This is a genomic window from Rhodoplanes sp. Z2-YC6860 (genome assembly GCF_001579845.1).
Lineage (GTDB): Bacteria > Pseudomonadota > Alphaproteobacteria > Rhizobiales > Xanthobacteraceae > Z2-YC6860.
In genome coordinates this window covers 1,767,440-1,791,399 of record NZ_CP007440.1, presented here as the reverse complement: position 1 = coordinate 1,791,399, position 23,960 = coordinate 1,767,440, and the positions used below count along the sequence as shown (strand labels likewise).

Below are 23,960 nucleotides of genomic sequence, written 5' to 3'. Positions count from 1 at the left end.
CAATCGGCCGTGACCCAGACCTCCACCATCCAAGCCCCCTCGTTCATCACGAGTTTTGTTGGCCTCGCTGACCGCTACGACGCCGTGCTGAGCGACGTCTGGGGCGTCGTGCACAACGGCGTGGTGGCGACACCGTCGGCCTGCGAGGCGCTGACGCGCTTCCGCGCCAATGGCGGCACCGTCATCCTGATCACCAACGCACCGCGGCCCGGCGCCACCGTGGTCAATTTTATCGACAAGGTGGGCGTGCCGCACAGCGCCTATGACGGCATCGTCAGCTCCGGCGATGTCACGCGGAGCGCGATGCAGGCGCGGCCGCACAAGAACGTATTCCACATCGGTCCGGAGCGCGACCTGCCGATCTTCGACAGCTTGGGGCTCGATTTCGTGCCGATGGAAAAGGCCGATTACGTGGTCTGCACCGGGCTCAATCACGACGACGTCGAGACGCCGGAGACTTATCGGGCGCTCCTCACCGAGATCCGCAAGCGCAACCTATTCATGCTGTGCGGCAATCCCGATCTCGTGGTCGAGCGCGGCGACAAGCTGATCTATTGCGCCGGCGCGCTCGCCGATCTCTATGCTTCGCTCGGCGGCGAGGTGCTGTACGCCGGCAAGCCGCACCGGCCGATCTACGATCTGGCACTGGAGCGCGTCGCCAAGGCGCGCGGCAAGCCAGTCGCCAAAACGCGCGTGCTGGCGATCGGGGACTCGATCCGCACCGATCTCACGGGCGCAATCGACTACGGGCTCGACTGTCTGTTCGTCACGGCCGGCATCCACGCAGAGGAGCTTGGCGACCGCCACGCGCCCGATCCGGAAGCGTTGCGCAAGATATTCGCTAAGGCGGGAATCGCGCCGAAGGCGGTTACATCGCGGCTGGCGTGGTAGCTCCGCTCACGCGCAGCCCGTCACAATTTCTTCAGATATTCGATCAGCGCCCAGCGGTCCGCTTCGCTCAAGTCGGTGCCATAGGCGTGCCCGGCGTTGCCGTTCCCGTTTGTGTTCTCAGGATCGACGGTGAAATCGCCCTTGTCGAACGGCGACACATCGACCGCGAAGCCCACGTTCTTCTGATCGAACGTCAGGCTTCCGACCTTGAATGTCGTCTTGCGGTCCTTTGGCGGCGTCAGCAACTCCCACAGGTTGGGAACCGAGCCATTGTGAAGATAGGGCGCGGTCGCCCAGATGCCGTGCAGCACGCGTGCTTCGTATGCGCCCTCGCCTGCCGCCGACGGTTTCCGGAACAGCCCGCTGAGATTTTCCTTCACGAAGCCACCGACCTTCAAAAGATCGGGATCGCCGAGTTGAAGGTTCTGAAAGTCCAGCGCGATGGCTCGCTGCAAGGCGGGTTCGCCTTTCAGCGTTCCATCCAGAAGGATGCCGACGACGGAATTCGCAAGGATATCGGTGGTCTTGCCCCGGCTCCCCAAACGGGCGCCGGGAGGCCGCGGCAACAGCGAACCGCTGAGCAGTCCGGTATCCGCCGTCCGGTTTGTGGCGTTCTTCGCCATTCTCGGATCGGTTCCGACAACCTGGACCGGCGTCGCCCAGGCGTTCGGCACGACGCTCGACTCCGTCTCCGCGTGACAAGAGCTGCAGTGCTTCTCGAACAGCTTCTCGCCCGCGGCCGCGAGATCGGCCTTCAACTCAAACGGCCACGGCGGCGGCTTGAGAGCCGCGATCTTCTCTTCAAGCTTCTGCAGGCCGTCGAAATCAGCCGAATGATCGCCGTATAAAATCAACGGCACACCGACCGGTGGCGCTATTCGCTTGGGCGAAAATTCGGCAAAGACACCGAGAACCTCCCCGGTGTTGCGGCCCAGGGCGTGGATGAAAAGGCCGTTGTCCACCGCGCCGTTCCACTGCGTGCGGTCCTGCTTCGAAGCGTTCCACAGAAACGGGTAGCTGACAGGTGCATCGGCCACGGCGAAATTCTGCGGTTGATCGAGATCGCGGGCCGCGACGCGATTGAAGATCATGTTGAATGCATCGAGGCGGCCCGGCCCCCATGGGGACGTCGGCAGGCTCTTGTCCATGAAGTCGCCGAACTGCTTCACCCAGGCGTCAAACGACACTTTCAGGTCGGCAGCTTTGGCCGGTGAATATCCCGGCCCCAGCACGGCCTTCGCGAACGCTTCGAACCGCTGCGGATTTGCCGACGTTTCGCGTGAGGCGTCCCTCAGGTCCGAGAGAAACAGCTGAAAGTCGGCGTGAGCCGGCGCACCGTCCAGCCTCAGAGCGTAGGTCACGTTCTCCTTTTTGTATTCCAGCTGTCCCGTGTGACATGCAGCGCATGACATGCCCAGTTGATTGGGTTGCACCCGGGTATCGACGACGAATCCGACCGGCAGATTGTTGGTCGCATACTCGTTGGCGAGATATCCGTACCGCCTCAGTCCATCGGCGCCGAACGGTTCGTCCGAGTTCGCACGCCGCAGCGTCTTGAACCACTCATAGGGGATGAGGCGAGAGCCCTGGCTGGTTGTGTAAAACGCCTGGCGGTCCGCCGGCGTCCAACCCTGATCGGCGTATGTGAGCGGCGGAGCGGACGACGAACTCGGCGCAGGCTGGGACAACGCACGGCCACTCCAGACTGCCGCCGCAGCCAGCGCGAATGTGAACGCCCAAGCCGGCCTTCTCATGCGTCGATCCCTTTGCTGCCGCTCCCGGAGTCGCCGGGCGGGAAAGCCTATTGGTGGATCGGATTCAACCGCATGTCAGTCATCCGCATCACACTCGGCATCCTCTCGCCGCAGGCGGGTAATTCTTACTTTGAGAAAGATAGGTTGCAGTCCTCCTTTCGGAGGAGCCAACTGGCGGCAATGGGGAGATTTGGCCGAAGCCGAAACTAAGCCGTGAAGACCGCTTCGATCTTGTGCTTCAGCGTTTCGGCGTTGAACGGCTTGATGATGTAATTATCGGCGCCGGCCTGCTTGGCGGCGATCACATTCTCGGTCTTCGACTCGGCCGTGATCATGATGAACGGCGTCGTCGAGATGTCCGGATTGGCCCGCACCTGCTTGAGCAGCTCGTAGCCGGTCATCGGCTCCATATTCCAATCGGAGATCACGAGCCCATATTTACGGTCGTGCATCTTCGTGAGCGCGGCCGAGCCGTCGGCGGCGTCATCCACATCGGTGAAGCCAAGTTGTCGCAGCAGATTGCGGATAATGCGGACCATGGTGTTGTAGTCGTCCACCACCAGGATCGGCATCGAAGTATCGAAGGCCATAATGTCCCTCAGCCCGCAACCGTCCGGCCGCGAAGTCGCTGCGGCCAGGTCGAACGATGTCAGGACCCGGCGTTGGGCCTCCCATCCTCGCCTGGGTCGTCGATACATTGCACGGCTGAAAATTGGGTTAACCTGCGCTAACAGTGGGCAGCGCCTATATTTTTCGCGGATCGACCGGTTAACGTATCGTTGGCACAAAAAGCCCTGATTCTGGATAGATGAACCAAGCAACCACCCCATCAAGCACCCAAAGCTCCGGGCACGACTTCGTCGTTGTCCGCGATAACGACGCAGGGCTCGAGCGGCTGCCGCACCCGGTGATCGCCATCGGCAACTTCGACGGCGTGCATCGCGGCCACCGCGCCGTGATCGGCACCGCCATGGAGCGCGCCGCGGCCGCCCAGAAGCCTGCGGCGGTGATGACCTTCGAGCCGCACCCCCGGACCTTCTTTCACCCTGACGCGCCGTCGTTCCAGCTCACCTCGGAGGCCGCCAAGCTCCGGCTGCTGGCTTCGACCGGGCTCGACGGCGCCGTGATCCTCAACTTCGATGCGGCGCTGGCTCAACTCAGCGCCGAGGACTTCGTCGAACGCATTCTGGTGGACCGCCTGGCGGTCACCGGCGCAGTGATCGGTTTCAATTTCTATTTCGGCAAGGATCGCCGCGGCTCGCCGGACTTCCTCGTGGCGCAAGGCGCCCATCACGGCTTCTCGGTCGACGTGGTCGAGCCGTTCATGATCGACGGCCGGAGGGTATCATCGGGCGCGGTGCGCGACGCGCTCGAGGCCGGGCATATCGCGGAGGCCAACGAGCTTCTGGGCCATCCCTGGTTCGTCACCGCGCAGGTGGTGCATGGTGACAAGCGTGGCCGCACGCTCGGTTATCCGACCGCGAACCTGCGGCTCGGCACCGATTGCGGCCTCAAGCACGGCATCTATGCGGTGCGGGTCGGATTGAGCGGCACGCTCTATGACGGTGTGGCGAGTTTCGGCCGGCGCCCGACCTTCGACAACGGCGCGGTGCTGCTGGAGGTGTTCCTGTTCGACTTCTCGGGCGACCTTTACGGCGCGGTGCTGGACGTGGCCTTCATCGGCTGGATCCGGCCGGAGATGAAGTTCGACAACGCCGAGGCCCTGATCCGCCGGATGGACCAGGATTCCAGCCAGGCGCGGCACCTGCTTGCCCGTGCCCCAGGCGCGTTCCCGCCGCTGGGGTAGACCTTTTTCCGGCCCTGTCGCCCTGCTACACACACCGCGCCATGAACGATCAATCGAAATCCAACGAGCGCGATAAGTACAGCCAGACGCTGTTCCTGCCGCAGACCGAATTTCCGATGCGTGCGGGTCTGCCCCAGCGCGAGCCGGAAATCCTGGCCCGATGGAAGAAGCTCGGCCTCTACGAGCGCATGCGCGAGAAGGCCAAAGGCCGGACCAAGTTCGTGCTGCACGACGGGCCGCCCTACGCCAACGGCAACATCCATATCGGCCACGCCCTCAACAAGATCCTGAAGGACGTGGTGACCCGCAGCCAGCAGATGCTGGGCTACGACTCCAACTACGTGCCGGGCTGGGACTGCCACGGCCTGCCGATCGAGTGGAAGATCGAGGAAGAGAACTACCGCTCCAAGAACAAGCAGAAGCCGAACCTGAGCGACCCCGACGCCATGGTGGCTTTCCGCAAGGAATGCCGGGCCTACGCCGAGCACTGGCTCAACGTGCAGCGCGAGGAGTTCAAGCGGCTCGGCGTCGAGGGCGACTGGGACCATCCCTACACCACCATGAGCTTTGCGGCCGAGGCGCAGATCGCCCGCGAGATCATGAAGTTTGCGGCGAACGGCACGCTCTATCGCGGCAGCAAGCCCGTGATGTGGAGCGTGGTGGAGAAAACCGCGCTCGCCGAAGCCGAGGTGGAATACGAGGACTACACATCGGATACGGTGTGGGTGAAGTTTCCAGTCGCGCGCGTCGCGGTCGACTCGGCTGACGGCGACCTGACCGAGCTTGCCGTCAATCTGGTGAACTGGGGCACTTCGGTCGTGATCTGGACGACCACGCCTTGGACTCTGCCGGGCAATCGCGCCATCAGCTTTTCGCCGAGGATCGACTACAGCGTCTATCGCGTCACTGACGCTGCGGCCGACAATTGGGCCAAGACCGGCGACACCTTCATCCTCGCCGACAAACTTGCCGCCGATGTGTTCAAGCAGGCTCGCGTCGCTGCTTACGAAAAGGTCGCGAGCGTGCCAGCGGCCGTGCTCAGCGCGATGATCGCCTCGCATCCGCTGCAGAAGGCGGGCTACGACTTCGACGTGCCGCTTCTCGCCGGCGATCACGTCACCGACGATGCCGGCACGGGCTTCGTGCACACCGCGCCGGGCCATGGCCGCGAAGATTTCGAAATCTGGACCGCGAATGCGCGCTCGCTCGAATCGCGCGGCATCAATCCGGCAATCCCCTACACGGTCGACGAGAACGGCGCGCTGACGAGCCATGCCCCCGGCTTCGAGGGCAAGCGCGTCATCAACGACAAGGGCGAGAAGGGCGACGCCAACGAGGCCGTCATCAAGGCGCTGGCCGCGGCCGGCAACATCATCGCGCGCGGCCGGCTGAAGCATCAGTATCCGCATTCCTGGCGCTCGAAGAAGCCGGTGATCTTCCGCAACACGCCGCAGTGGTTCATCGCCATGGACAAGCCGGTCCAGGGCCTCGATGGAAGCCTGCGGAACATCGCGCTGCGCGAGATCAAGGCGACGCGCTGGGTGCCTGCGGCCGGCGAAAACCGCATCAACGGCATGATCGAGAGCCGCCCGGACTGGGTGATCTCGCGGCAGCGCGCCTGGGGCGTGCCAATCGCGGTGTTCGTTCGCGAGAAAAGCGACGGCTCGGCCGAAATCCTGCAGAACGCGGAGGTCAACAAGCGCATCGCCGACGCCTTCGAGCAGGAGGGCGCCGACGCCTGGTACAAGGCCGGCGCGCGCGAGCGCTTCTTGGGTTCGCTCGCCAACGAGGACTGGAAGAAGGTCGACGACATTCTCGACGTCTGGTTCGATTCCGGCTCGACGCACGCCTTCGTGCTGGAAGACGCCAAGCACTTCCCGTCGCTGGCCGGCATCAAGCGCAAGCATGACGGCGGGCCCGACAGCGTGATGTATCTCGAAGGCTCGGACCAGCACCGCGGCTGGTTCCACTCGTCGCTGCTGGAAAGCTGCGGCACGCGCGGCCGCGCACCGTTCGACGTGGTGCTGACGCACGGCTTCGTGCTCGACGAGCAGGGCCGCAAGATGTCGAAGTCGCTCGGCAACGTCACGGCGCCGCAGGACGTGATGAAGGAATCCGGCGCCGACATCCTTCGGATGTGGGTCTGCGCCTCCGACTATGCGGACGACCTGCGCATCGGCAAGGAAATCCTCAAGACCACCATCGAGACCTACCGCAAGCTGCGCAACACCATCCGCTGGATGCTCGGCACGCTGGCGCATTTCCACGACGAGGACCGCGTCTCCGTCGAGAAGATGCCCGACCTCGAGCGGCTGATGCTGCATCGGCTCGCCGAGCTCGATGAACTCGTGCGCAAGGCCTACGTCGACTTCGATTACAAGCGCATCTTCGCGGCGCTCAGCCATTTCATGACCACGGACCTGTCGGCGTTCTATTTCGACGTCCGCAAAGATGCGCTGTACTGCGATCCGATCTCGTCGCTGACGCGCAAATCCGCGCTGACCGTGGTCGACTATCTGTTCCGCTGCACCGTGACCTGGCTCGCGCCAATGCTGTGCTTCACCTGCGAGGAAGCCTGGTCGGAGCGCTATGGCAACGACAGCGTCTCGGTGCATCTCGAGCTGTTTCCTGCCGTGCTGCCAGGCTGGCGCAACGACAAGCTCGCCGAGAAGTGGCGCAAGGTGCGGCAGGTGCGCCGCGCTGTAACCGGCGCGCTGGAAATCGCCCGCGCCGGCAAGCGCATCGGCTCTTCGCTGGAAGCCGATCCGATCGTGCATGTGTCGAACCCCGAACTGTACGAAGCCGTGGTCGACATTGACCTGGCGGAGGTCTGCATCACCTCGGCCGCGACGCTCGCCAATGACGAGGGTCCGGCGGATGCGTTCCGGCTCCCCGAGGTGCCGGGCGTCGCCGTGGTGGTGAACCTCGCCGAAGGCACCAAGTGCGCGCGCTCCTGGAAGATCTCGCACACAGTCGGCACCGATCCGCAGTTCCCCGACGTGACACCGCGCGACGCGCAGGCGTTGCGCGAATGGGAAGCCTGGCGCAAGGCCGCCGAATGACGGCTGCCGCGATGCATCGGACGCGCCTGCTTTGGGGATCGCTCACCGCGCTCGGCGCGATTACGGCGCTCGTCACCGGGGCGGCCGACCAGGCCTCGAAGCTCTGGCTGCTCCGGGTCTACGATCTGGCCACGAAGGGCGCCGTCAAGGTCATGCCCTTTGTGGACTTCGTGCTGACCTGGAACACCGGCATCAGCTATGGCTGGTTCCAGCAGGAGGGCCCGTTCGGCCAATGGGCGCTTCTGGCACTGAAGGTCATCGCCGTGGCGCTGCTGTGGATATGGTTAGCCCGGGCCCATTCCCGACTGACCGCGCTGGCACTCGGCCTGATCATCGGCGGGGCCATCGGCAATGCCATAGACCGGCTGCTTTACGGGGCGGTGGCCGATTTCGTGCTCTTGCACCTCGAAACCGCCTCGTGGCGCTTCAATTGGTACGTCTTTAACCTGGCCGATGTAGCCATCGTTGCCGGTGTGGCCATCCTCTTGTATGAATCGGTATGGGGAGACCACGCCCCAAAAGCGCCCTGATCCCGGGGATAGTGAATTCGACCGGCCGCAAACCGCCGTGGATTCACCAATCGCCATGGAGCCAGGGTCTGGGCTCAGGGCTTCAGCGTATCCGGTGACGGAATGACGAGCTTTCGCACAAATCCCAAGCTGATCCGCGCCACGTTCGCCGCCCTTCTCGGCGTGACGATCGTTGCGGGCTTCTCCGCCAACGCCGCGCGGGCCGAGGACGACACCGACGGCGAGGAGCCGACGCTCGCCGACACCGCGGCCATCCGCTACATCCTCAAGGGTCTGGGCTGGCGGCGCGACGACGACGAGAGAGGCATCACATATCGCGAGCGCTCGCCGTTGGTTCTGCCGACCGGCAAGGATCTGCCGCCGCCCGAAAAGACCTCGCCCGCGACCAAGACTGCCGGCTGGCCGGACGACCCCGACGTCAAACGGGCGAAGAAGAAGAAGGACGACGAGCGGAAGCGCAAGTCCTACACCGAAGGCGTGGACGACCGGCCGCTACTGCCGAGCCAGGTTGCCGGGCAGCCGGCACAGGGCCGCGGCGACAACCCGACGATTCTTGGCAGCAAGAACGAGGAAGAATCGGCACGGCCCAGCACGGTCCAGGAGCTCGGCGCTCCCGCCAAGGGCATCTTCGCCAAGGTTTGGGGCAACAAGGAAGAGCAGGCCACGTTCACCGGCGAGCCGCGCCGCGAGAGCCTGATCGAGCCGCCGGCCGGCTATCGCACGCCGTCGCCCAACCAGCCGTTTGGCATCGGCAAGGATTCGTGGACCGCACCGAAGATCGACCGTCAGGAACCGGTTAAATAAGGCAGGCGTTCGCCCGGGGGCGACCTGCACGGACACTGTCATTGCGACAGACAAGCTTTGAGCCGCTTTTGCACTGAACCCCGAACCCCGAGCACGACATTGCCAAGCCATCCCAAGTTCGATCGCTTCCGCCTCACCGCGGCAGGCCTGCTTCTGGCTGCCTCCTTGACCGCAGCCCCGGCCATCGCCGCCGAAGCCAAGCCTGCCGTCGGACACTTCACGCTCAACAATGGCCTTGAGGTGGTGGTGATCCCGGATCACCGAGCCCCGGTCGTCACACACATGGTCTGGTACAAGGTTGGCGCCGCCGACGAGACGCCAGGCAAGTCGGGTCTCGCGCATTTCCTCGAACACCTGATGTTCAAGGGCACCGCCAAGAACGCGATGGGCAAGTTCTCGCAGGCGGTCGCTGCTGTCGGCGGCCAGGAGAACGCTTTCACGTCGCAGGACTACACCGGCTACTTCCAGCGCGTGTCACGCGAGAATCTCAAGGAGATGATGGAGTTCGAGTCCGACCGCATGACCGGCCTCGTTCTCAGCCCCGAGGCCGTGGTGCCGGAACTCAAGGTGGTGCTCGAAGAATACAACATGCGGGTCGGCAACAATCCGCAGGCCCGGCTCTCCGAGCAGATCGATGCGGCGCTTTTTCTGAACCACCCCTACGGCCGGCCGATCATCGGCTGGCGGCAGGAGATCGAGGCGCTGACCCGCGATGATGCGATCGCCTTTTACAAGCGCTTCTACACCCCCAACAACGCCGTGCTGGTGATCGCAGGCGACGTGACGACCGAAGAGGTCCGCCCGATGATCGAGGAGACCTACGGCAAGGTGCCGAAGGTCGCCGAGCTCGCGCCTCGCGCACGGCCGCAGGAGCCGCCGCCGGTCGCGGTGCGCCACCTGACAATGGCCGATCCGCGCGTCGCGCAACCGACCATGCACCGTGCCTATCTCGTGCCGTCGTCGTCGAGCGCCAAGCCTGGCGAATCCGAGGCGCTCGAGGTGCTGGCCTTCATTCTCGGCCACGGCAACACCAGCAGGCTCTACAACGCACTGGTCGAGGGAAACGCCGTTTCGGTCGGCGCCGGCAGCGCCTACAGCGGCAGCGCGCTCGACCCCTCGCAGTTCGTCGTCTACGGCTCGCCCAAGCCCGGCGTGACCTTGCCGCAGCTCGAAGAAGCCATTGATGGTGTGATCGACAATCTGCTCGCGGGCGGCGTCACCGCCGACGAGGTCGAACGCGCCACGAGCCGCCTCGTCGCCGAATCGATCTACGCCCAGGACAACCAGGCCACCATGGCGCGCTGGTACGGCGCAGCCCTTACTTCGGGGGGCAGTGTCGAGCGGGTGCAGAGCTGGGCCGACCGCATTCGCGCCGTGACGCCCGACGGCGTGCTCCAGGTTGCCAAGACCTACCTCGACAAGCGCCGTTCGGTGACCGGCTATCTCGTGAAAGACACCGCCGCCAAAGAGGACAAACGGTCGTGAGCCATACCATGCGGTGCCTGATCGCTTTCGCATTTGCCTTCGTCGCGGCCTTTGCCGTGTTGCCGGCGCAGCCGGCCGCGGCCATGACGATCAAGCGCGTCGTCTCGCCGGGCGGTATCGAGGCCTGGCTGGTGCAAGACTCCTCGCTGCCGCTGATCGCGATGAACTTCTCGTTCGCCGGCGGCTCGACCGAGGATCCGGACACCAAGTCCGGCACCGCCTACATGGTCTCGTCGATGCTCGACGAGGGCGCGGGCCCGCTCGACTCAAAGGCCTACCACCAGCAGCTCGAGGACAACGCCGTCGAGCTGAGCTTCTCGGTCAACCATGACTACTTCCAGGGTTCGATCAAGCTTCTGAAGGACCGGCAGGACAAGAGCTTCGAGCTGCTGCGGCTCGCGCTGAACGAGGCGAAGTTCGTGCCCGACGCGACAGTGCGCGTTCGCGAGCAGGTGCTGTCGGCGCTTCGCCGCGAGACCACCGATCCGGGCTCGATTGCAAACCGCGCCTGGTGGAGCACGGCGTTCGAAGGCCATCCCTATGCGCGGCCCAACAACGGCACGCTGATCTCGGTGCCGACCATCACCGAAGACGACATGCGCGATTACACCCGACGCGTGTTCACGCGCGGCCACCTCAAGGTGGCCGCGGTCGGCGACATCGACCCTGAGACGCTGGGCAAGGTGCTCGACCGCGTGTTCGGCGCGTTGCCGGCGACCGGCACGCTGCGTGAGGTCGCCGACGTCACGGTGCACGACACCGGCCGGCGGATCGTGTCGCAGCTTGCGGTGCCGCAGGCGGTGATCCGGATGGGCGGCAACGGCGTGCCGCGCAAGGACCCGGATTTCATGGCCGCCTATCTCGTCAACCACATCCTCGGCGGCGGCTCTTTCACGTCGCGGCTCTACGATCAGGTCCGCGAGAAGCGCGGCTTGGTCTATGGCGTGACGTCCTATCTGACGAACTTGCGCCACAGCCCACTGTTCATGGTCAGCACCCAGACCAGCGCCGACAAGACTCGCGAGGCGCTGGAGCTGATCGAGCAGCAGGTCGCGCAGATGGTCGCCGACGGCCCGACCGCCGAAGAGCTCGCCAAGGCCAAGTCCTATCTCAAGGGGGCCTATGCACTGAACTTCGACACCTCGACCAAGATCGCGGCCATGCTGCTGCAGATTCAGATCGACGACGTCGGCATCGATTATATCGAGAAGCGCAGCGCCTTGATCGACTCGGTGAGTGTCGAGGACACCCGCCGCGTGGCCAAGCGGCTCGCGCCGACCGGCCTCCTGACCACCGTGGTTGGTCAGCCTAAAAATCTCGCCTCCAAGGAGCCGCGGGGGTAAATAGTTTTCACGTTTGGCCGTTATAAGCTCGGGATATTCACCCGAGATTTCCGATGGCTTTACAGCAGAATATCGACCACGCGCGCTCCGAGCACTTCACCGAGGTGCTGACCCGCACCGCCGACGAACTGGCGCGGCTGCGCAAGTGGCACGCCGACGGCACGCTGCCGCTCTTGCGGCTGCCTGAGAAGCGCGACGACATCGCCACCATCCTGGGCTACGCGACGCTGCTGCGTGACGGCACCAGCGACGTGATCTTCCTAGGGACCGGCGGCTCGAGCCTCGGCGGCCAGACGCTGGCGCAGCTTGCCGGCTATGCGGTGCCGGGCGTGGGAGCCTTGCGCGATCCGCTGCGCATCCATTTCATGGATAATCTCGACCCGGAGAGCTACGGCACGCTGCTGTCGAGGCTGACGCTGAAGACCAGCCGCTTCGTCGCGGTGTCGAAGTCCGGCGGCACGGGCGAGACGCTGATGCAGACCATTGCGGCGCTCGACGCCCTGAAGGCCGCAAAGCTCGATCCGCATGCGCATTTCCTCGGCATCACCGAGCCCGCGAAGCCCGGCAAATCCAACGGGCTGCGCGCGCTGCTCGGCGCGCACCAGATCCACATGATGGATCACGACCCGGGTGTCGGTGGCCGCTTTTCGGTGCTGACCAATGTCGGACTTCTGCCTGCCGCGGTCTGTGGTCTGGACATCGGCGCGATCCGCGCCGGCGCCGCCGATGCCCTCGCGAGCGTGCTCGACCACAACAATCATCCCTCCGGAGTGCCGGCCGCGGTTGGCGCGGCGCTCGCGGTCGCACTGTCGCCCCACAAGCCGGTCGCCGTGATGATGGCCTATGCGGACCGGCTCGCGCTGTTCACCAAATGGTACGTGCAGCTCTGGGCCGAGAGCCTCGGCAAGGATGGCAAGGGCACTACGCCGATCGCCGCGATCGGACCGGTTGATCAGCACAGTCAATTGCAGCTCTACATCGCAGGTCCGCGCGACAAGCTGTTCACCGTGATCACCGGAACGCCAGCGGGCAAGGGCCCGCGCATGAGCGCGGACCTCTCCAAGCTCGGCGGCGAACCGGATTTCGCCGGCAAGACCATGGGCGATCTCGTGGCGGCACAAGGCCGCGCCACCGCCGAGACGCTCGCCAAGAACGGCTGCCCGGTGCGCACCATCCACCTGCCGGTGCTCGACGAACGCCATCTCGGCGAATTGCTGATGCATTTCATGCTGGAGACGATCGTCGCGGCCTATCTGCTTGGCGTCGATCCATTCGACCAGCCCGCCGTGGAAGAGGGCAAGGTGCTGGCGAAGAAGTACCTGGCGGGGGCCAACTAAGGGTCCGTCCACATGCCTGCCTATGTGATTTCCGAGGTCGAAATCCTCGACGATGCCCGCGCCGACATCTATCGGACGCGGGCCAGCGCCTCGATCGAGAAATACGGCGGCCGCTATATCGTGCGCGCCGCACCGGTCGAACTGATCGAAGGCCAGCGCAACGGCAAACGCCGTTTCGTCATCGTCGAATTCCCGTCCATGGCCCGCGCCCGCGAATGGTACGGCTCGCTGGAATATGCCGAGGCCCTGAAAGTGCGCGACGGCGCGCTGGCACGGACGCTGACGTTTGTCGAAGGTGCCGGCTGAGCAGGGCGAATCCGGCGCAATCTGTTATGTTGCGTCCATGATCCGCGTCACCGACCACATCAGCATCGACGAGTCCGAGATCGAAGAGAGCTTCGTGCGCTCGTCCGGGCCGGGCGGGCAGAACGTCAACAAGCTCTCCACCGCGGTGCAGCTCCGCTTCGACGTGCGCCGCTCGCCGTCATTGCCCAACGACGTGGCGATCCGGCTGATGCGGCTGGCCGGCAAGCGCATGACCAAGGACGGCGTGCTGGTCCTGATCGCCCAAAATCACCGCACCCAGGAGAGGAATCGCGCCGAGGCCATGGAGCGGCTGGTCGCGCTCATCCAGGAGGCCTCGATCCGACCCACGGTGCGCCGCGCCACCAAGCCGACCAAGGCGTCGAAAGAACGACGCATCGAAGGCAAGAAGCGCCGCTCCGGCATCAAGAACCTGCGGCAGAGCAAGCCCGGCTGGGATTGAGCCGCCGCTCACTCGATGACGTAAATGAACATCCAGAGGAACAGCACGGCCGGCAAAGCGAAAGTGAGCGCGCCGGCGACCGGCGCAAACGTGCCCCGGCGGTTGGCGGGCTCCAGCACGGACTCCGACGGGTCGGCCGGATTGTAGAACACCGGCACGCTGCCGCCCTTCGGATATTTGGTGAGGATTTTCTCCGGCCCCTCGCTGTCGACATAGAGCTCGGTCCAGCCCCATTTGCGAGTTGCGCAGCGATACTCGCGGCCGCCCACCTCGTAGGTGCAGGCGACCTGCGGGACAAACCTGATCTCGACGTTGTCGTCCTTGTCGCGGCTGGCGTGCTCGGCAACCTTGGACACGGTCACCTTGCCGGTCGCGGTCGGCCAGCGCGCACTGAATTTCTCCTTCCGTAAGATGTCGAAGAAGGCGTAGACGCACAGGCCGGCAATGCCGAGCGCCGCGAGCGGCACGAGGAACGCGAACATCGGCACTCCGTTCGCCGCGTAAAGCACTTTGCCGGCGATCGAATGCGCCACTAGCACGGCGGCAATCGAACCAAACACAAGCACCGCGGCGTAAAACGCCGCCGGCGCTCCGCTGTCGCCTTCGAGCACCGCCTGCGAAGGTCGCTTGGGGTTGTAGAACACGTCGACCTTGGCGCCGGTCGGATATTTCGCGACGGCCTGCTGGGCGAGCAGCCGCATGGTGTGTCCAGCGTCGCCGAAAGCGATGCGGTCGCTTTCGTAGGTCTTCTGAGCCACGGCATAGCGGTAGCGCACGGCCACGGTGCAGTCGGAGTCGTCGTCATCGGTGTGGAAGTTTTCTACGACCACTTTGGATTCGATCACTTCGCCTTTGGTGCGCGCCCAGGCTTTGCCGGAGGCGACCTGATTGCGGCCGCGCCAGATGCCGAGCGCGAAGCAATACGTCAGGAACAGGAAGAAGCCTGCCGCGACGTAAGTCCACATCAATGCGGTGTAATCGAGCATCGGTACGCTCCCGGTCAGCCCGCAAGCGCGATGCCGATGGTGAACAGCGTGTAGACCGCAGCCGTCGAGGCAATCACGTACACGGGGCGCAGCACCGCCGTGTTGCTGCCGCCAGTCTGCAGCACGGCCGAGCCAGGACGAGACGGATCGTAGTGCACCGTGATGGCCGAGCCGGCGCGATAGCGGTCGAGCAGGCGGCGGGCGCGCGTGTATTTGCGGTAGCCCTGCTCCATCGTCCACTGGATGCGGCTGCCCTCATAGCGCTGGCCGTCGACTTCGTAACGGTAGCGCACCACCGGACGGAACCGCTGGCGGCCGCCATCGCGGTCCGCTGCGATCGCGCTGTCGATGACGACACCGCTCGCCGCGGGCCAGGCCTTGGTGGCGGTGCCGCGTTGAACGGTGAGGCGCCCGGCCAGGATCATGCCGCAGGCGATGGCGCACAGCACGAATGCCAGCGCGGATTGCAGGAACAGATGACCGGGGACAATGGACATGATGCTCATGGCCTTTGGTCGCGTGAAAAGACCGAAGGTTCAGGCGGCGGAGGCGAATTGCGGGGGCATTTCAGGCCCTGCCCTCGCGGCCGCGCGCGCCACCCGATAAATTGCCTTCGCTGCGAGTCGCGTCCGACCCGTGCGCTCCGCTCAAGCATCTGAAAGAATAGGCAAAATGCCGGTCCGCCAGCTGCCCGAGACCCTGGTCAACCGCATCGCCGCGGGCGAGGTGGTCGAGCGTCCGGCAAGCGTCGTCAAGGAATTGGTCGAGAATGCGCTCGACGCCGGCGCGACGCGGGTCGAGATCGCGACCGACGGTGGCGGCCGGCGGCTCATCCGCATCACCGACGACGGCGCCGGCATGACGCGGGCCGACCTCGAGCTCTCGGTCGAGCGCCACGCCACCTCGAAGCTCAACGACGATGACCTGCTCGAGATCGACACACTGGGCTTTCGCGGCGAAGCGTTGCCGTCGATCGGCTCGGTGGCGCGGCTCGGCATCACCACGCGGCACGTCTCGGAGCCGAACGCCTGGAGCATCGCGGTCGACGCCGGCGAGAAATCCGCCGTGAAGCCTGCGGCGCTGTCCGGGGGCACGCGTGTCGAGGTGCGCGACCTGTTCTACGCGACGCCGGCGCGCCTGAAGTTCCTCAAAAGCGATCGTAGTGAAGCGGAAGCGGTGCGCGAGGTGGTGCGGCGGCTGGCAATGAGCCGGCCTGACGTCGCCTTCACGCTGGTCGCCGACGATCGCGCACCGGTGACCTGGCCCGCAGCGCTTCCCGGCGCACCGGGCAGGCTTGCGCGGCTCGCCGATGTGCTCGGCGCGGAGTTTCGCGCTAACGCGGTCGAGGTCCATGGCGAACGCAACGACGTCATCGTCGAAGGCTTCGCCGGATTGCCGACCCACAGCCGCGCCAACTCGCTCGGACAGTATCTGTTCGTCAACGGACGGCCGGTGCGCGACAAGCTGCTGATCGGTGTCATTCGCGGCGCTTACGCGGATTATCTGTCGCGCGATCGCCATCCCGTGGTGGCGCTGTTCGTCACGCTGCCGCCGCGCGAGGTCGACGTGAACGTGCATCCGGCCAAGACCGAAGTGCGCTTCCGCGACGCGACCCTCGTGCGCTCACTTTTGATCCATGCCTTGAAGGAAGCGCTGGCGCGCGAGGGCCAGCGCGCCGCGACCACCGGGGGATCTGCGACCATCGCCTCGTTCCGTCCGGCCGCGCTCCCTCGCCGCGGCGCCTTCGATTGGCGGCGCTCGCTGGCCCGGCCGCTGCCGCCGCGCGGCGCGGTCGCCGCATGGAGCGAGTCTGCGCCGGAGCCAGGCCTCGCCGAAGCCGCGCAAGCCGTATTCGACGTGGGTCCGGCCGCCGCCACCGCGCGGGTCGAGGTTGCCGAGCCCGTGGCCGATCTGCTCGACCGTCCGCTCGGCGCCGCGCGCGCACAGGTGCATGACACCTACATCGTGTCGCAGACCCGCGGCGGCCTGGTCATCGTCGATCAGCACGCCGCCCACGAGCGTCTGGTCTATGAACGCATGAAAGCCGCACTCGATCAGAAAGGCATCGCACGACAGATCCTGCTCATTCCGGAGATCGTCGACCTCGATCCGGCCGATGCGGAACGGCTGGCGGGGCGCGCCAGCGAGTTGCAGCGCTTCGGCCTCGTCATCGAAGCCTTCGGCCCGGGCGCGATCGCGGTGCGCGAGACGCCGTCGATGCTGGGCGAGATCGATGCGGCCGCTCTCACGCGCGATCTCGCCGAACACATGGCCGAATGGGACGAAGCGCTGCCTCTGGAGCGCCGGCTGATGCACGTCGCAGCCACCATGGCGTGTCACGGCTCGGTGCGCGCCGGCCGGCGCCTGAAGGCCGAAGAGATGAACGCGCTGCTCCGCGAAATGGAAGCGACGCCGAACTCGGGCCAGTGCAACCACGGCCGCCCGACTTACGTCGAACTGAAACTCACCGACATCGAGCGGCTGTTCGGGCGGCGGTGAGCCGCATGGGACGGCTATAGCCTGATCTGAATGTGAATGTGATCGTCGTGCCGTGCGGCGCGACAGCCCTGAAACCCCAATAGCGGGGACGATACGCCGAGCCGGGCTGCCAGATAAGGCTCGATGAAAATCCGTTCGACGCCTGCCCGCTGCCCTTCCGTTGCAAGCCAGCGCAATGCAGCGCGCGTGCGCGCGGGTTCGACCGGCCGATCCGGAAACAGACCTTGCAGAAATTGCACGTCCCAACGCGTCGTCAGCCAAGTGCCGGCTCGACACGGTGACGGCGTATCACCCGGTCCCGGTTGCTCGAAGGACCAGTAGCCGATCGGCGAGCGTGTCCGTCCCGGCAAATAGCTGCCATTCACGCCGCGGTAATAGTAAGCGATGTCTAGCTTGCGGCCGTCACCGTGCGACAGATGCGGCAGCAACGGAAAGCCGTTGATGAACGGCAGATTGGCATCGAGAAATAGCGTCACGGTGCCTGGGAATTGACGCGCCACGTCGCGCGACAGATCGGTCATCAGCACGACCAGCCGCATGTCGACATAGTGGTGATTGAGCCAGCAGAAAGCCGGATGGGCCGCAGCGAACGGCCGGTCGGACGCGGCGGAGCAAGGCAACGGCACACGCCCGCCGAGGGCTGCGAGCGGCGGCACGACGAAGATGCTGAGCCCGGCATAGAGACCGAAGAACAAGGCGACATCGATGATGGCTCGACGCCAAACTGAAACGCGGCGCAACAGGCGATTCATCAACCAGCAAATCGCAAAAACGATTCCGCCCACCTGCGTGACGAGCGTCAGCATCACGAACACAAGCGATGTCAGCAGGCGCCTGGCCATTTCATCCCATCTGTTGGAATGAGTTTAGTCCCGAACCGTCGCCGGGCGCGACTTCGGAGAAAATCTTCACGGTGGGACAGCCCGCGGCATCGGTACAACTTGACCTTGTGTCCCCTGACGGCGAGGCTCCTGCCGCCAGGGAGAAAACGCCATGCATAAGGCCCGTGCCACGCTCGCTGCTGCGATTGCAGTTGCGGCTCTGTTGAATTCCGCCCACGCCCAAAACGTCCAGCCGATGACTTATCCGGACCGGCCGATCACGCTGGTGGTGCCTTATGCGGCCGGCGGCCCGGTCGACACCATCGCGCGCATCCAGGCGGCGCGCATGAGCGAAATCCTCGGCCAGCAGATCGTCATCGAAAACGTCGGCGGTGCCGGTGGCATGACCGGCACGGCGCGCGTCGCGAAGTCGCCGCCGGACGGCTACACGGTGCTGCTCTCAGGCAGTGCGGTGCTGGCGCAGAATCCAAACTTTCACAAGAAGTCGTCCTACGACCCGATCCGTGATTTCGATCATGTCGCGCTGTTCTCCGACTCCGCGCGCGTGCTGATCGCACGCAAGGACCTGCCGCCGAACGACTTCAAAGAATTCATCGCCTACGCCAAGGCCAACCACAGCAAGCTGCAATACGGCTCGCCCGGCGCGGGCTCGGGCGGACACACCTGCGCCATCCTGCTCGACGGCGTGCTGGGGGCAAAGATCACCCACGTGCCATATCGCGGTGCGGGCCCCGCCATGCAGGACATGCTCGGCGGCCGGCTCGACTACATGCTCGAGCAGATCTCAACCGCAACCCCGCAGATCAAGGCTGGCGCGGTGAAGGCCTATGCGACGCTCGGGCAGGACCGTGGCCCGGGGCTCGAGGACCTTCCGACCGCCGATGAGTTCGGCTTCAAAGGGCTCGACTGCGGCGCCTGGGCGTCCCTGTCGCTGCCGAAGGGGACGCCGAAGCCGATCATCGACCGGCTCGCCGCTGTGTCGAGCCTGACCATCGACACGCCAGCGGTGATCGAACGATTCAAGTCGGTCGGCGTGGTGGTCACCGCGAAAAATCGCCGCTCCCCGGAATACTTGACGCAGTTCGTGAAATCCGAGATCGAACGCTGGGCCGTGCCGATCAAAGCCAGCGGCGTTACGCTGGACTAGTTCGAAAATTCGGCACGCGAATGGGTGCTGGGCGCGAGTCCGGCCGGGCGAAGGAGATGACCATGAGGGCGACAAAAGCGGCGCTGGCCGCCACTGCACTGCTTGCCGCGGTGACCGGAACCGCGCAGGCACAGGACAACTGGCCGAACCGGCCCATCACATTGGTCGTGCCGTTCTCCGCGGGCGGCGGTGTCGATGCGAGCGCCAGGCTGCAGGCGCTGGCGATGGGCGAAATCCTCGGCCAGACCATCGTGGTGGAGAATGTGGGCGCCGCGGCCGGCACGGTCGGATCCGCACGCGTCGCCAAGGCCGCGCCTGACGGCTACACCATGCTGATCGGCAACAGCGGCACCCAGGTCTACAGCCAGTGGCTCTACAAAAAGCGGCCCTATGACTCGGTGGCGGATTTCGAGCCGGTCGGCCTTGTGACGGAATCGCCGCGCGTGCTGGTCGCGCGCAACGGTCTGCCGGTGAAGAATCTGCAGGAGTTCATAGCCTACACGAAGGCCAACCAGGACAAGATGCAATATTCGTCGGCGGGCGTCGGCTCCGGCACGCATCTGCCCTGCGCGCTGTTCAACTTCACGCTGGGGCTGAACGTGACCCACGTGCCCTATCGCGGCGAAGGCCCTGCCCTTCAGGACGTGATCGCCGACCGCATCGACTACATGTGCACCACGGCCCAAAGCGGCATTTCGCAGTCCAAGCAGGGAGCCGTGAAGGGCATCGCCGTGATGTCGCCGCGGCGCACCGCGGCGTATCCGGAACTGCTCACCACCGGCGAGCAAGGCGTGAAGGGCGTTGAAGCGACAGTGTGGAACGGCTTTTTCCTGCCCAAAGGCACGCCGAAACCAATCGTCGAGAAGATCAACAAGGCGCTCGCGACGATCCTCAGCAAGCCCGAGACCCGCCAAAAGATGGAGCAGATGGGGCTGGAAATTCTGCCGCCCGAGCAACGCACGCCGGAGTATCTGGCGCAGTTCCTCAAAGAGGACGTCGAGCGCTGGGGCAAGGTGATCAAGGCGGCCGGGATCAGCGTGGATTGATATCCAAATGCTCTGCTCTCTCCCGGCCTCATGCTGAGGAGCGTTGCGAAGCAACGCGTCTCGAAGCACGAGGCCGCCCCCATCCTTCGAGACGCCAGCCTTCGGCTGGCTCCTCAGGATGAGGACGGGGAAAGAGCGCGCAGAATAGCCACCTGGGTGTCGCCGTAATCGCGGCGCTCGATCTCTTCGAAGCCTGCGGGCGCGACGAATCCCGCGTCCGCGGCTTCCTCGACAAGGACCAGCGCATCCGGCGTGAGCCAATTGCCGTCACGGGCCGACGCAAGCGCGCGCTCGGCAAGACCCTTGCCGTAGGGCGGATCGAGGAACGCCAGCGAGAACGGCGCGAGCTCCGCTGGGCCTAGCCGCGTCGCATCGCGGCGATAAATCTTCGACGCGCCGCCCGCACCGAACGCATCGGAATTGCCGCGCAGCAGCGCCCTTGCCTCGGCGCCGTCATCGACGAACAACACGAATCCCGCGCCGCGCGACAGCGCCTCGAAGCCCATCGCCCCGGTGCCGGCGAAGAGATCGAGCACCCGGGCGCCACTCACCGGATCGGCATAGGCATGCTGCAGGATATTGAACAGCGCCTCGCGCAAGCGGTCGGACGTGGGCCGGATGCCCTGAGATTTCGGCGTGAGCAACGTGCGCCCGCCAAGCCTGCCGCCGACAATGCGCATCAGCGCCGGCGTCCGCGATCGGGCGAGCGGCGGCGCGAGCCCCGGTGTGGGTCGCGAGCCGGCTTGCCGTCTCGGCGATGCTGGCCGTCTTTGCCATCTGGCTGTTTTCTCTCATCGCCATGTGGCGACCGGTTGAGATGCCGTTTGTCCGAGGATTGTTTTCTCTCCCCGTCATCCTGAGATGGCCGGCCATAGTGCGTCGAAGACGCGCGTAGGCGCGCTTGTGGCCGGCCCTCGAAGGATGAACGGCCACGATCTTTGTCACGCGGGAGCCGAAGCGTGCCTTTTGAGGGTTCACGTGCTGGACGATCCGGGGCGTCGTCCTTCGAGGCTCGGCGCTGCGCGCCTCGCACCTCAGGATGACGGGCGGGCTTTTGTGCCTGCGGCTCTTCTTCCACAATCTCGCGTTCGACAATCGGCCCGGAAAAATCGGCGCCCGCAATCGCTACAAGCCGCTCGCCGAGCTGCTCGCGCAACGCCCGCGTCTTGACCTCCTCCACCGCACCGGCCGGCAGTTCGGCCAGTTGAAACGGGCCATAGGACAGCCGGATCAGCCGATTGACCTTCAGCCCCAGCGCGCCGAGCACGTTCCTGATCTCGCGGTTCTTGCCCTCGCGCATCGCGAATGTGATCCAGGAGTTGTCGCCCTGCTGCCGATCCAGGGTGGCCTCGATGGCGCCGTAACGCACCCCGTCGACCTCGATACCCTTGCGCAGCGAATCGAGCCGCGGCTGCAGGACCTCGCCATAGGCGCGCACCCGGTAGCGGCGCAGCCATCCGGTCGCCGGCAATTCCAGCGCGCGGGCGAGGCCGCCGTCGTTGGTGAGGAGCAGCAGCCCCTCGGTGTTCATGTCGAGCCGGCCAACCGTCACGAGGCGCGGCAAGTTGGTGGGCAGCGCGCCGAAGATCGTCGGACGGCCTTCCGGATCGGCGTTGGTGGTGACGAGCCCGCGCGGCTTGTGAAACAGGAACAGCCGGGTGCGCTCGCGGGTCGGCAACGGCTTGCCGTCGACCGCGATCCGGTCGTTCGGGCCGACATTCAGCGCCGGCGAGCGGATCACCTCGCCATTCACGGCCACCCGCCCGGCTTCGATCCAGGTCTCGGCCTCACGGCGCGAGGTGAGCCCGGCCCGGGCGATCACCTTGGCGATGCGGTCGCTATCCTTGCGCTCGGGGATCGGCGCCTCGGCCTCCGGCTTGGGCAGCGAGGTCCGCAGCCGCTTGCCGCGGAATTTCCGGCCACGATGGGGCTTATGGTCGTTTTCGGCGTTCATGGTCCCTGTCATGCCCGGCTTTATGCCGCGCATCCACGCCTTTATACACGCGGAGACCAAGACGTGGATGGGAAGCGGCGATGCCGTCGTTCATGGACCAGGCGCTGGACGAGGCACGGCAGGCGGCGGCGCGCGGCGAGGTGCCGGTCGGCTGCGCGATTGTACGCGATGGCGTGACGGTGGCCACGGCCGGCAACCGCACCCTGGCCGATCGCGACCCGACGGCCCATGCCGAGATGCTGGCGATCCGCGCCGCCGCCCGGAAGCTCGGCTCGGAGCGCCTGACCGGTTGCGACCTCTATGTGACGCTGGAACCCTGCGCCATGTGCGCGGCGGCGATTTCGTTCGCGCGCGTCAGGCGGCTCTATTACGGGGCGTCCGATCCCAAGGGCGGCGCGGTCGATCATGGACCGCGGTTCTATCAGTCGCCGACCTGCCATCATCGGCCGGAGGTCTATGGCGGCATCAACGAAAACGAGGCTGCGACCTTGTTACGGACGTTCTTCGAGGCAAGGCGCGATTAGCTCAACGCGGTCATTCCGGGGCGCGCCGAAGGCGCGAACCCGGAATCCAGAACATCGGGATTCTTGGTTTGTCTGGATTCCGGGTTCGCTCGCTCCGCGAGCGCCCCGGAATGACCGCGGGATAGACCAGCCCCTCACGCGGAACGCTGGCTGTCCTCGTCGGAGCGATTGTGCGCGCCGTAGTGCATGAACGTCAGCTTGATCTTGTCCGGCGTAGCGCCGCTGACGTCGAGCCGATAGCAGAATTCGAGAAAGTGCGGCTCGGAGCCTTCGAACATGTCTTCGTAGGTGGCGCGGCCCCAGAAATAAAGGTTCACGCGATCCTCGATCGCCGCCTGGATGTCGCGCATCGGGATCAGCACCGCGCCAACATCGGCGCGACCGTTCGGGCCGAGAAACAGCCGCTCCGGCGCGCGCACATAGGTAAAGACGAAGTCGGCCGGCATCTCGCCGTGCGACGTCTTCCAGTTGGTGCTGATGCGCAGATTGCGCGTCGGCGTCGTGCCGCTGTTGGCCCAGGTCGGCGTGATCTTGACGTGAGTATCGGCCGGGCTCCAGGTCGTCGCGCCGAGGTAGAGAAAAGCGCGCTGCGCCGTCGTCATGTTGCGCTGGCTGACCCTCGCCGCCTTGCGCATCGATCGCAGCGCCAGAAGCATGTAGAGCGTCTGCACCAGGAACGCGATGGCAAGCAGCACGCCGACCGCGACCAAGAGGCCCGAATACATCAGCAGGCGGTTGTTGAAGGTCTCCCGCTCTGCGCGCTCCTGGTCACGGGCCTGGTCTTGGGCCTGCTGTTCGCGCTGCTCGCGGGCCTGCTGCTCGGCGCTCTTCGCCGGCTCGACGATGCGGACGGGAACCGGCTCGGCCGGACGCGGTGGGGCCGGTGCGGCGGGAACCGGCGGCGGTGCTGGCGTGGGGGTTGCGATGGGCGGCGGAGCCGGCGTGGGCGCTGGCGCGGCCTGCGGAGCAGGTTGGGGCGGCGGCGGTGGCGGCTCGGGCTGTGGTTGTGGCTGCGGTTGTTGCTGCTGTTGGTGCGGTGGCTGGCGGCGACGCTGTTGCTGGTAGTACTGCGCGTCTGCTGGCCCGGTCGACGCAAGCGAATACACAAGGGCAAGCGCAAGGCACGCGCAAAAAGCTCTCAACATGCTAGAACGCCAATCCTGGGAGGCCTACCCGCGCACGT

General features: G+C 65.4%; 22 protein-coding genes. 14 read left to right on the top strand and 8 right to left on the bottom strand.

Annotation, left to right across the window (positions count from 1 at the left end; all coding sequences use genetic code 11):
* Positions 1-9 precede the first annotated feature (9 nt).
* Positions 10-891 carry a TIGR01459 family HAD-type hydrolase gene (locus tag RHPLAN_RS08360; protein WP_442971810.1) on the top strand — a complete coding sequence of 294 codons (882 nt, stop codon included), beginning with the start codon at positions 10-12 and terminating at the stop codon, positions 889-891.
* Between the two features lie 20 nt (positions 892-911).
* On the opposite strand, the gene RHPLAN_RS08355 is transcribed toward RHPLAN_RS08360, so the two are convergent.
* Entirely contained in the window at positions 912-2,645 is a 1,734-nt protein-coding gene (locus RHPLAN_RS08355; protein WP_068015899.1) for a di-heme-cytochrome C peroxidase, read from the bottom strand.
* A 206-nt stretch (positions 2,646-2,851) separates the two neighbouring features.
* Positions 2,852-3,235: a response regulator gene (locus RHPLAN_RS08350; protein WP_068015898.1), complete on the bottom strand. Its 384-nt coding sequence runs from the start codon at positions 3,233-3,235 to the stop codon at positions 2,852-2,854.
* A 218-nt stretch (positions 3,236-3,453) separates the two neighbouring features.
* Between RHPLAN_RS08350 and RHPLAN_RS08345 the strand changes: the two genes are divergently transcribed.
* The 9 genes from RHPLAN_RS08345 (at position 3,454) to arfB (ending at position 13,779) form a co-directional block, all read left to right on the top strand.
* Positions 3,454-4,452, top strand: coding sequence for a bifunctional riboflavin kinase/FAD synthetase (locus RHPLAN_RS08345; RefSeq protein ID WP_068015897.1), 999 nt, complete (start codon positions 3,454-3,456; stop codon positions 4,450-4,452).
* Positions 4,453-4,493: 41 nt separating this feature from the next.
* On the top strand, positions 4,494-7,514 hold the full coding sequence (gene ileS, locus RHPLAN_RS08340) for an isoleucine--tRNA ligase (RefSeq protein ID WP_068015896.1): 3,021 nt from the start codon (positions 4,494-4,496) through the stop codon (positions 7,512-7,514).
* Positions 7,511-8,044, top strand: a complete 534-nt coding sequence (lspA, locus tag RHPLAN_RS08335; RefSeq protein WP_084244532.1) for a signal peptidase II — start codon at positions 7,511-7,513, stop codon at positions 8,042-8,044. Before ileS ends, lspA begins: the two co-directional genes overlap by 4 nt.
* A 102-nt stretch (positions 8,045-8,146) precedes the next feature.
* A complete protein-coding gene (locus RHPLAN_RS08330) occupies positions 8,147-8,848 on the top strand; it encodes a hypothetical protein (RefSeq protein WP_068015895.1) in 702 nt (233 codons plus the stop codon).
* 99 nt (positions 8,849-8,947) lie between these two features.
* Complete coding sequence (locus tag RHPLAN_RS08325) at positions 8,948-10,333, top strand: M16 family metallopeptidase (RefSeq protein WP_068015894.1); 1,386 nt, start codon at positions 8,948-8,950, stop codon at positions 10,331-10,333.
* Positions 10,330-11,676 carry a M16 family metallopeptidase gene (locus RHPLAN_RS08320; RefSeq protein ID WP_237180084.1) on the top strand — a complete coding sequence of 449 codons (1,347 nt, stop codon included), beginning with the start codon at positions 10,330-10,332 and terminating at the stop codon, positions 11,674-11,676. The genes RHPLAN_RS08325 and RHPLAN_RS08320 overlap by 4 nt, the downstream gene beginning before the upstream one ends.
* A gap of 53 nt (positions 11,677-11,729) precedes the next feature.
* The gene (locus RHPLAN_RS08315; RefSeq protein WP_068015892.1) at positions 11,730-13,013 is read left to right on the top strand and encodes a phosphoglucose isomerase-related protein; all 1,284 of its coding nucleotides are present in this window, start codon (positions 11,730-11,732) and stop codon (positions 13,011-13,013) included.
* 12 nt (positions 13,014-13,025) lie between these two features.
* On the top strand, positions 13,026-13,319 hold the full coding sequence (locus RHPLAN_RS08310; protein WP_068015891.1) for a DUF1330 domain-containing protein: 294 nt from the start codon (positions 13,026-13,028) through the stop codon (positions 13,317-13,319).
* A 37-nt stretch (positions 13,320-13,356) separates the two neighbouring features.
* A complete protein-coding gene (arfB, locus tag RHPLAN_RS08305; protein ID WP_068030831.1) occupies positions 13,357-13,779 on the top strand; it encodes an alternative ribosome rescue aminoacyl-tRNA hydrolase ArfB in 423 nt (140 codons plus the stop codon).
* Positions 13,780-13,787: 8 nt separating this feature from the next.
* On the opposite strand, the gene RHPLAN_RS08300 is transcribed toward arfB, so the two are convergent.
* Both RHPLAN_RS08300 and RHPLAN_RS08295 read right to left on the bottom strand, forming a co-directional pair.
* On the bottom strand, positions 13,788-14,765 hold the full coding sequence (locus RHPLAN_RS08300) for a DUF3592 domain-containing protein (RefSeq protein ID WP_068015890.1): 978 nt from the start codon (positions 14,763-14,765) through the stop codon (positions 13,788-13,790).
* A gap of 14 nt (positions 14,766-14,779) precedes the next feature.
* Complete coding sequence (locus RHPLAN_RS08295) at positions 14,780-15,271, bottom strand: DUF3592 domain-containing protein (protein WP_068015888.1); 492 nt, start codon at positions 15,269-15,271, stop codon at positions 14,780-14,782.
* A gap of 166 nt (positions 15,272-15,437) precedes the next feature.
* Between RHPLAN_RS08295 and mutL the strand changes: the two genes are divergently transcribed.
* On the top strand, positions 15,438-17,264 hold the full coding sequence (gene mutL / locus RHPLAN_RS08290; protein ID WP_068015886.1) for a DNA mismatch repair endonuclease MutL: 1,827 nt from the start codon (positions 15,438-15,440) through the stop codon (positions 17,262-17,264).
* Positions 17,265-17,278: 14 nt separating this feature from the next.
* On the opposite strand, the gene RHPLAN_RS08285 is transcribed toward mutL, so the two are convergent.
* Positions 17,279-18,106, bottom strand: a complete 828-nt coding sequence (locus tag RHPLAN_RS08285) for a hypothetical protein (protein WP_068015881.1) — start codon at positions 18,104-18,106, stop codon at positions 17,279-17,281.
* A 151-nt stretch (positions 18,107-18,257) separates the two neighbouring features.
* On the opposite strand from RHPLAN_RS08285, the gene RHPLAN_RS08280 reads away from it, so the two are divergent.
* A complete protein-coding gene (locus RHPLAN_RS08280; protein WP_084244530.1) occupies positions 18,258-19,253 on the top strand; it encodes a tripartite tricarboxylate transporter substrate-binding protein in 996 nt (331 codons plus the stop codon).
* A 62-nt stretch (positions 19,254-19,315) separates the two neighbouring features.
* A complete protein-coding gene (locus tag RHPLAN_RS08275) occupies positions 19,316-20,299 on the top strand; it encodes a Bug family tripartite tricarboxylate transporter substrate binding protein (RefSeq protein WP_198164771.1) in 984 nt (327 codons plus the stop codon).
* 113 nt (positions 20,300-20,412) lie between these two features.
* Here RHPLAN_RS08275 and rsmD read toward each other — a convergent pair whose 3' ends face one another.
* Positions 20,413-20,979, bottom strand: a complete 567-nt coding sequence (gene rsmD / locus RHPLAN_RS08270) for a 16S rRNA (guanine(966)-N(2))-methyltransferase RsmD (protein WP_068015875.1) — start codon at positions 20,977-20,979, stop codon at positions 20,413-20,415.
* Positions 20,979-22,253 carry a pseudouridine synthase gene (locus RHPLAN_RS38265; RefSeq protein WP_237180083.1) on the bottom strand — a complete coding sequence of 425 codons (1,275 nt, stop codon included), beginning with the start codon at positions 22,251-22,253 and terminating at the stop codon, positions 20,979-20,981. Before RHPLAN_RS38265 ends, rsmD begins: the two co-directional genes overlap by 1 nt.
* Before the next feature lie 80 nt (positions 22,254-22,333).
* Here RHPLAN_RS38265 and RHPLAN_RS08260 point away from each other — a divergent pair, with 80 nt between their 5' ends.
* A complete protein-coding gene (locus RHPLAN_RS08260) occupies positions 22,334-22,777 on the top strand; it encodes a nucleoside deaminase (protein ID WP_068015874.1) in 444 nt (147 codons plus the stop codon).
* 134 nt (positions 22,778-22,911) lie between these two features.
* Here the strand turns inward: RHPLAN_RS08260 and RHPLAN_RS08255 are convergent, their stop codons facing one another.
* Positions 22,912-23,922 (bottom strand): hypothetical protein, encoded by a 1,011-nt coding sequence (locus RHPLAN_RS08255; RefSeq protein ID WP_157100135.1) that lies wholly within the window; start codon positions 23,920-23,922, stop codon positions 22,912-22,914.
* Positions 23,923-23,960 lie beyond the last annotated feature (38 nt).

What these genes read in the sequence shown, in the direction of transcription:
- RHPLAN_RS08285 (WP_068015881.1), bottom strand. Translation starts at nt 18,106, where the DNA reads ATGGCCAGGCGCCTGCTGACATCGCTTGTGTTCGTGATGCTGACGCTC.
- lspA (WP_084244532.1), top strand. Translation starts at nt 7,511, where the DNA reads ATGACGGCTGCCGCGATGCATCGGACGCGCCTGCTTTGGGGATCGCTC.
- mutL (WP_068015886.1), top strand. Translation starts at nt 15,438, where the DNA reads ATGCCGGTCCGCCAGCTGCCCGAGACCCTGGTCAACCGCATCGCCGCG.
- RHPLAN_RS08260 (WP_068015874.1), top strand. Translation starts at nt 22,334, where the DNA reads ATGCCGTCGTTCATGGACCAGGCGCTGGACGAGGCACGGCAGGCGGCG.
- RHPLAN_RS08345 (WP_068015897.1), top strand. Translation starts at nt 3,454, where the DNA reads ATGAACCAAGCAACCACCCCATCAAGCACCCAAAGCTCCGGGCACGAC.
- RHPLAN_RS08330 (WP_068015895.1), top strand. Translation starts at nt 8,147, where the DNA reads ATGACGAGCTTTCGCACAAATCCCAAGCTGATCCGCGCCACGTTCGCC.
- RHPLAN_RS38265 (WP_237180083.1), bottom strand. Translation starts at nt 22,253, where the DNA reads ATGAACGCCGAAAACGACCATAAGCCCCATCGTGGCCGGAAATTCCGC.
- RHPLAN_RS08255 (WP_157100135.1), bottom strand. Translation starts at nt 23,922, where the DNA reads ATGTTGAGAGCTTTTTGCGCGTGCCTTGCGCTTGCCCTTGTGTATTCG.
- RHPLAN_RS08355 (WP_068015899.1), bottom strand. Translation starts at nt 2,645, where the DNA reads ATGAGAAGGCCGGCTTGGGCGTTCACATTCGCGCTGGCTGCGGCGGCA.
- ileS (WP_068015896.1), top strand. Translation starts at nt 4,494, where the DNA reads ATGAACGATCAATCGAAATCCAACGAGCGCGATAAGTACAGCCAGACG.
- RHPLAN_RS08275 (WP_198164771.1), top strand. Translation starts at nt 19,316, where the DNA reads ATGAGGGCGACAAAAGCGGCGCTGGCCGCCACTGCACTGCTTGCCGCG.
- RHPLAN_RS08280 (WP_084244530.1), top strand. Translation starts at nt 18,258, where the DNA reads ATGCATAAGGCCCGTGCCACGCTCGCTGCTGCGATTGCAGTTGCGGCT.
- RHPLAN_RS08295 (WP_068015888.1), bottom strand. Translation starts at nt 15,271, where the DNA reads ATGAGCATCATGTCCATTGTCCCCGGTCATCTGTTCCTGCAATCCGCG.
- RHPLAN_RS08350 (WP_068015898.1), bottom strand. Translation starts at nt 3,235, where the DNA reads ATGGCCTTCGATACTTCGATGCCGATCCTGGTGGTGGACGACTACAAC.
- arfB (WP_068030831.1), top strand. Translation starts at nt 13,357, where the DNA reads ATGATCCGCGTCACCGACCACATCAGCATCGACGAGTCCGAGATCGAA.
- RHPLAN_RS08310 (WP_068015891.1), top strand. Translation starts at nt 13,026, where the DNA reads ATGCCTGCCTATGTGATTTCCGAGGTCGAAATCCTCGACGATGCCCGC.
- RHPLAN_RS08315 (WP_068015892.1), top strand. Translation starts at nt 11,730, where the DNA reads ATGGCTTTACAGCAGAATATCGACCACGCGCGCTCCGAGCACTTCACC.
- RHPLAN_RS08300 (WP_068015890.1), bottom strand. Translation starts at nt 14,765, where the DNA reads ATGCTCGATTACACCGCATTGATGTGGACTTACGTCGCGGCAGGCTTC.
- rsmD (WP_068015875.1), bottom strand. Translation starts at nt 20,979, where the DNA reads ATGCGCATTGTCGGCGGCAGGCTTGGCGGGCGCACGTTGCTCACGCCG.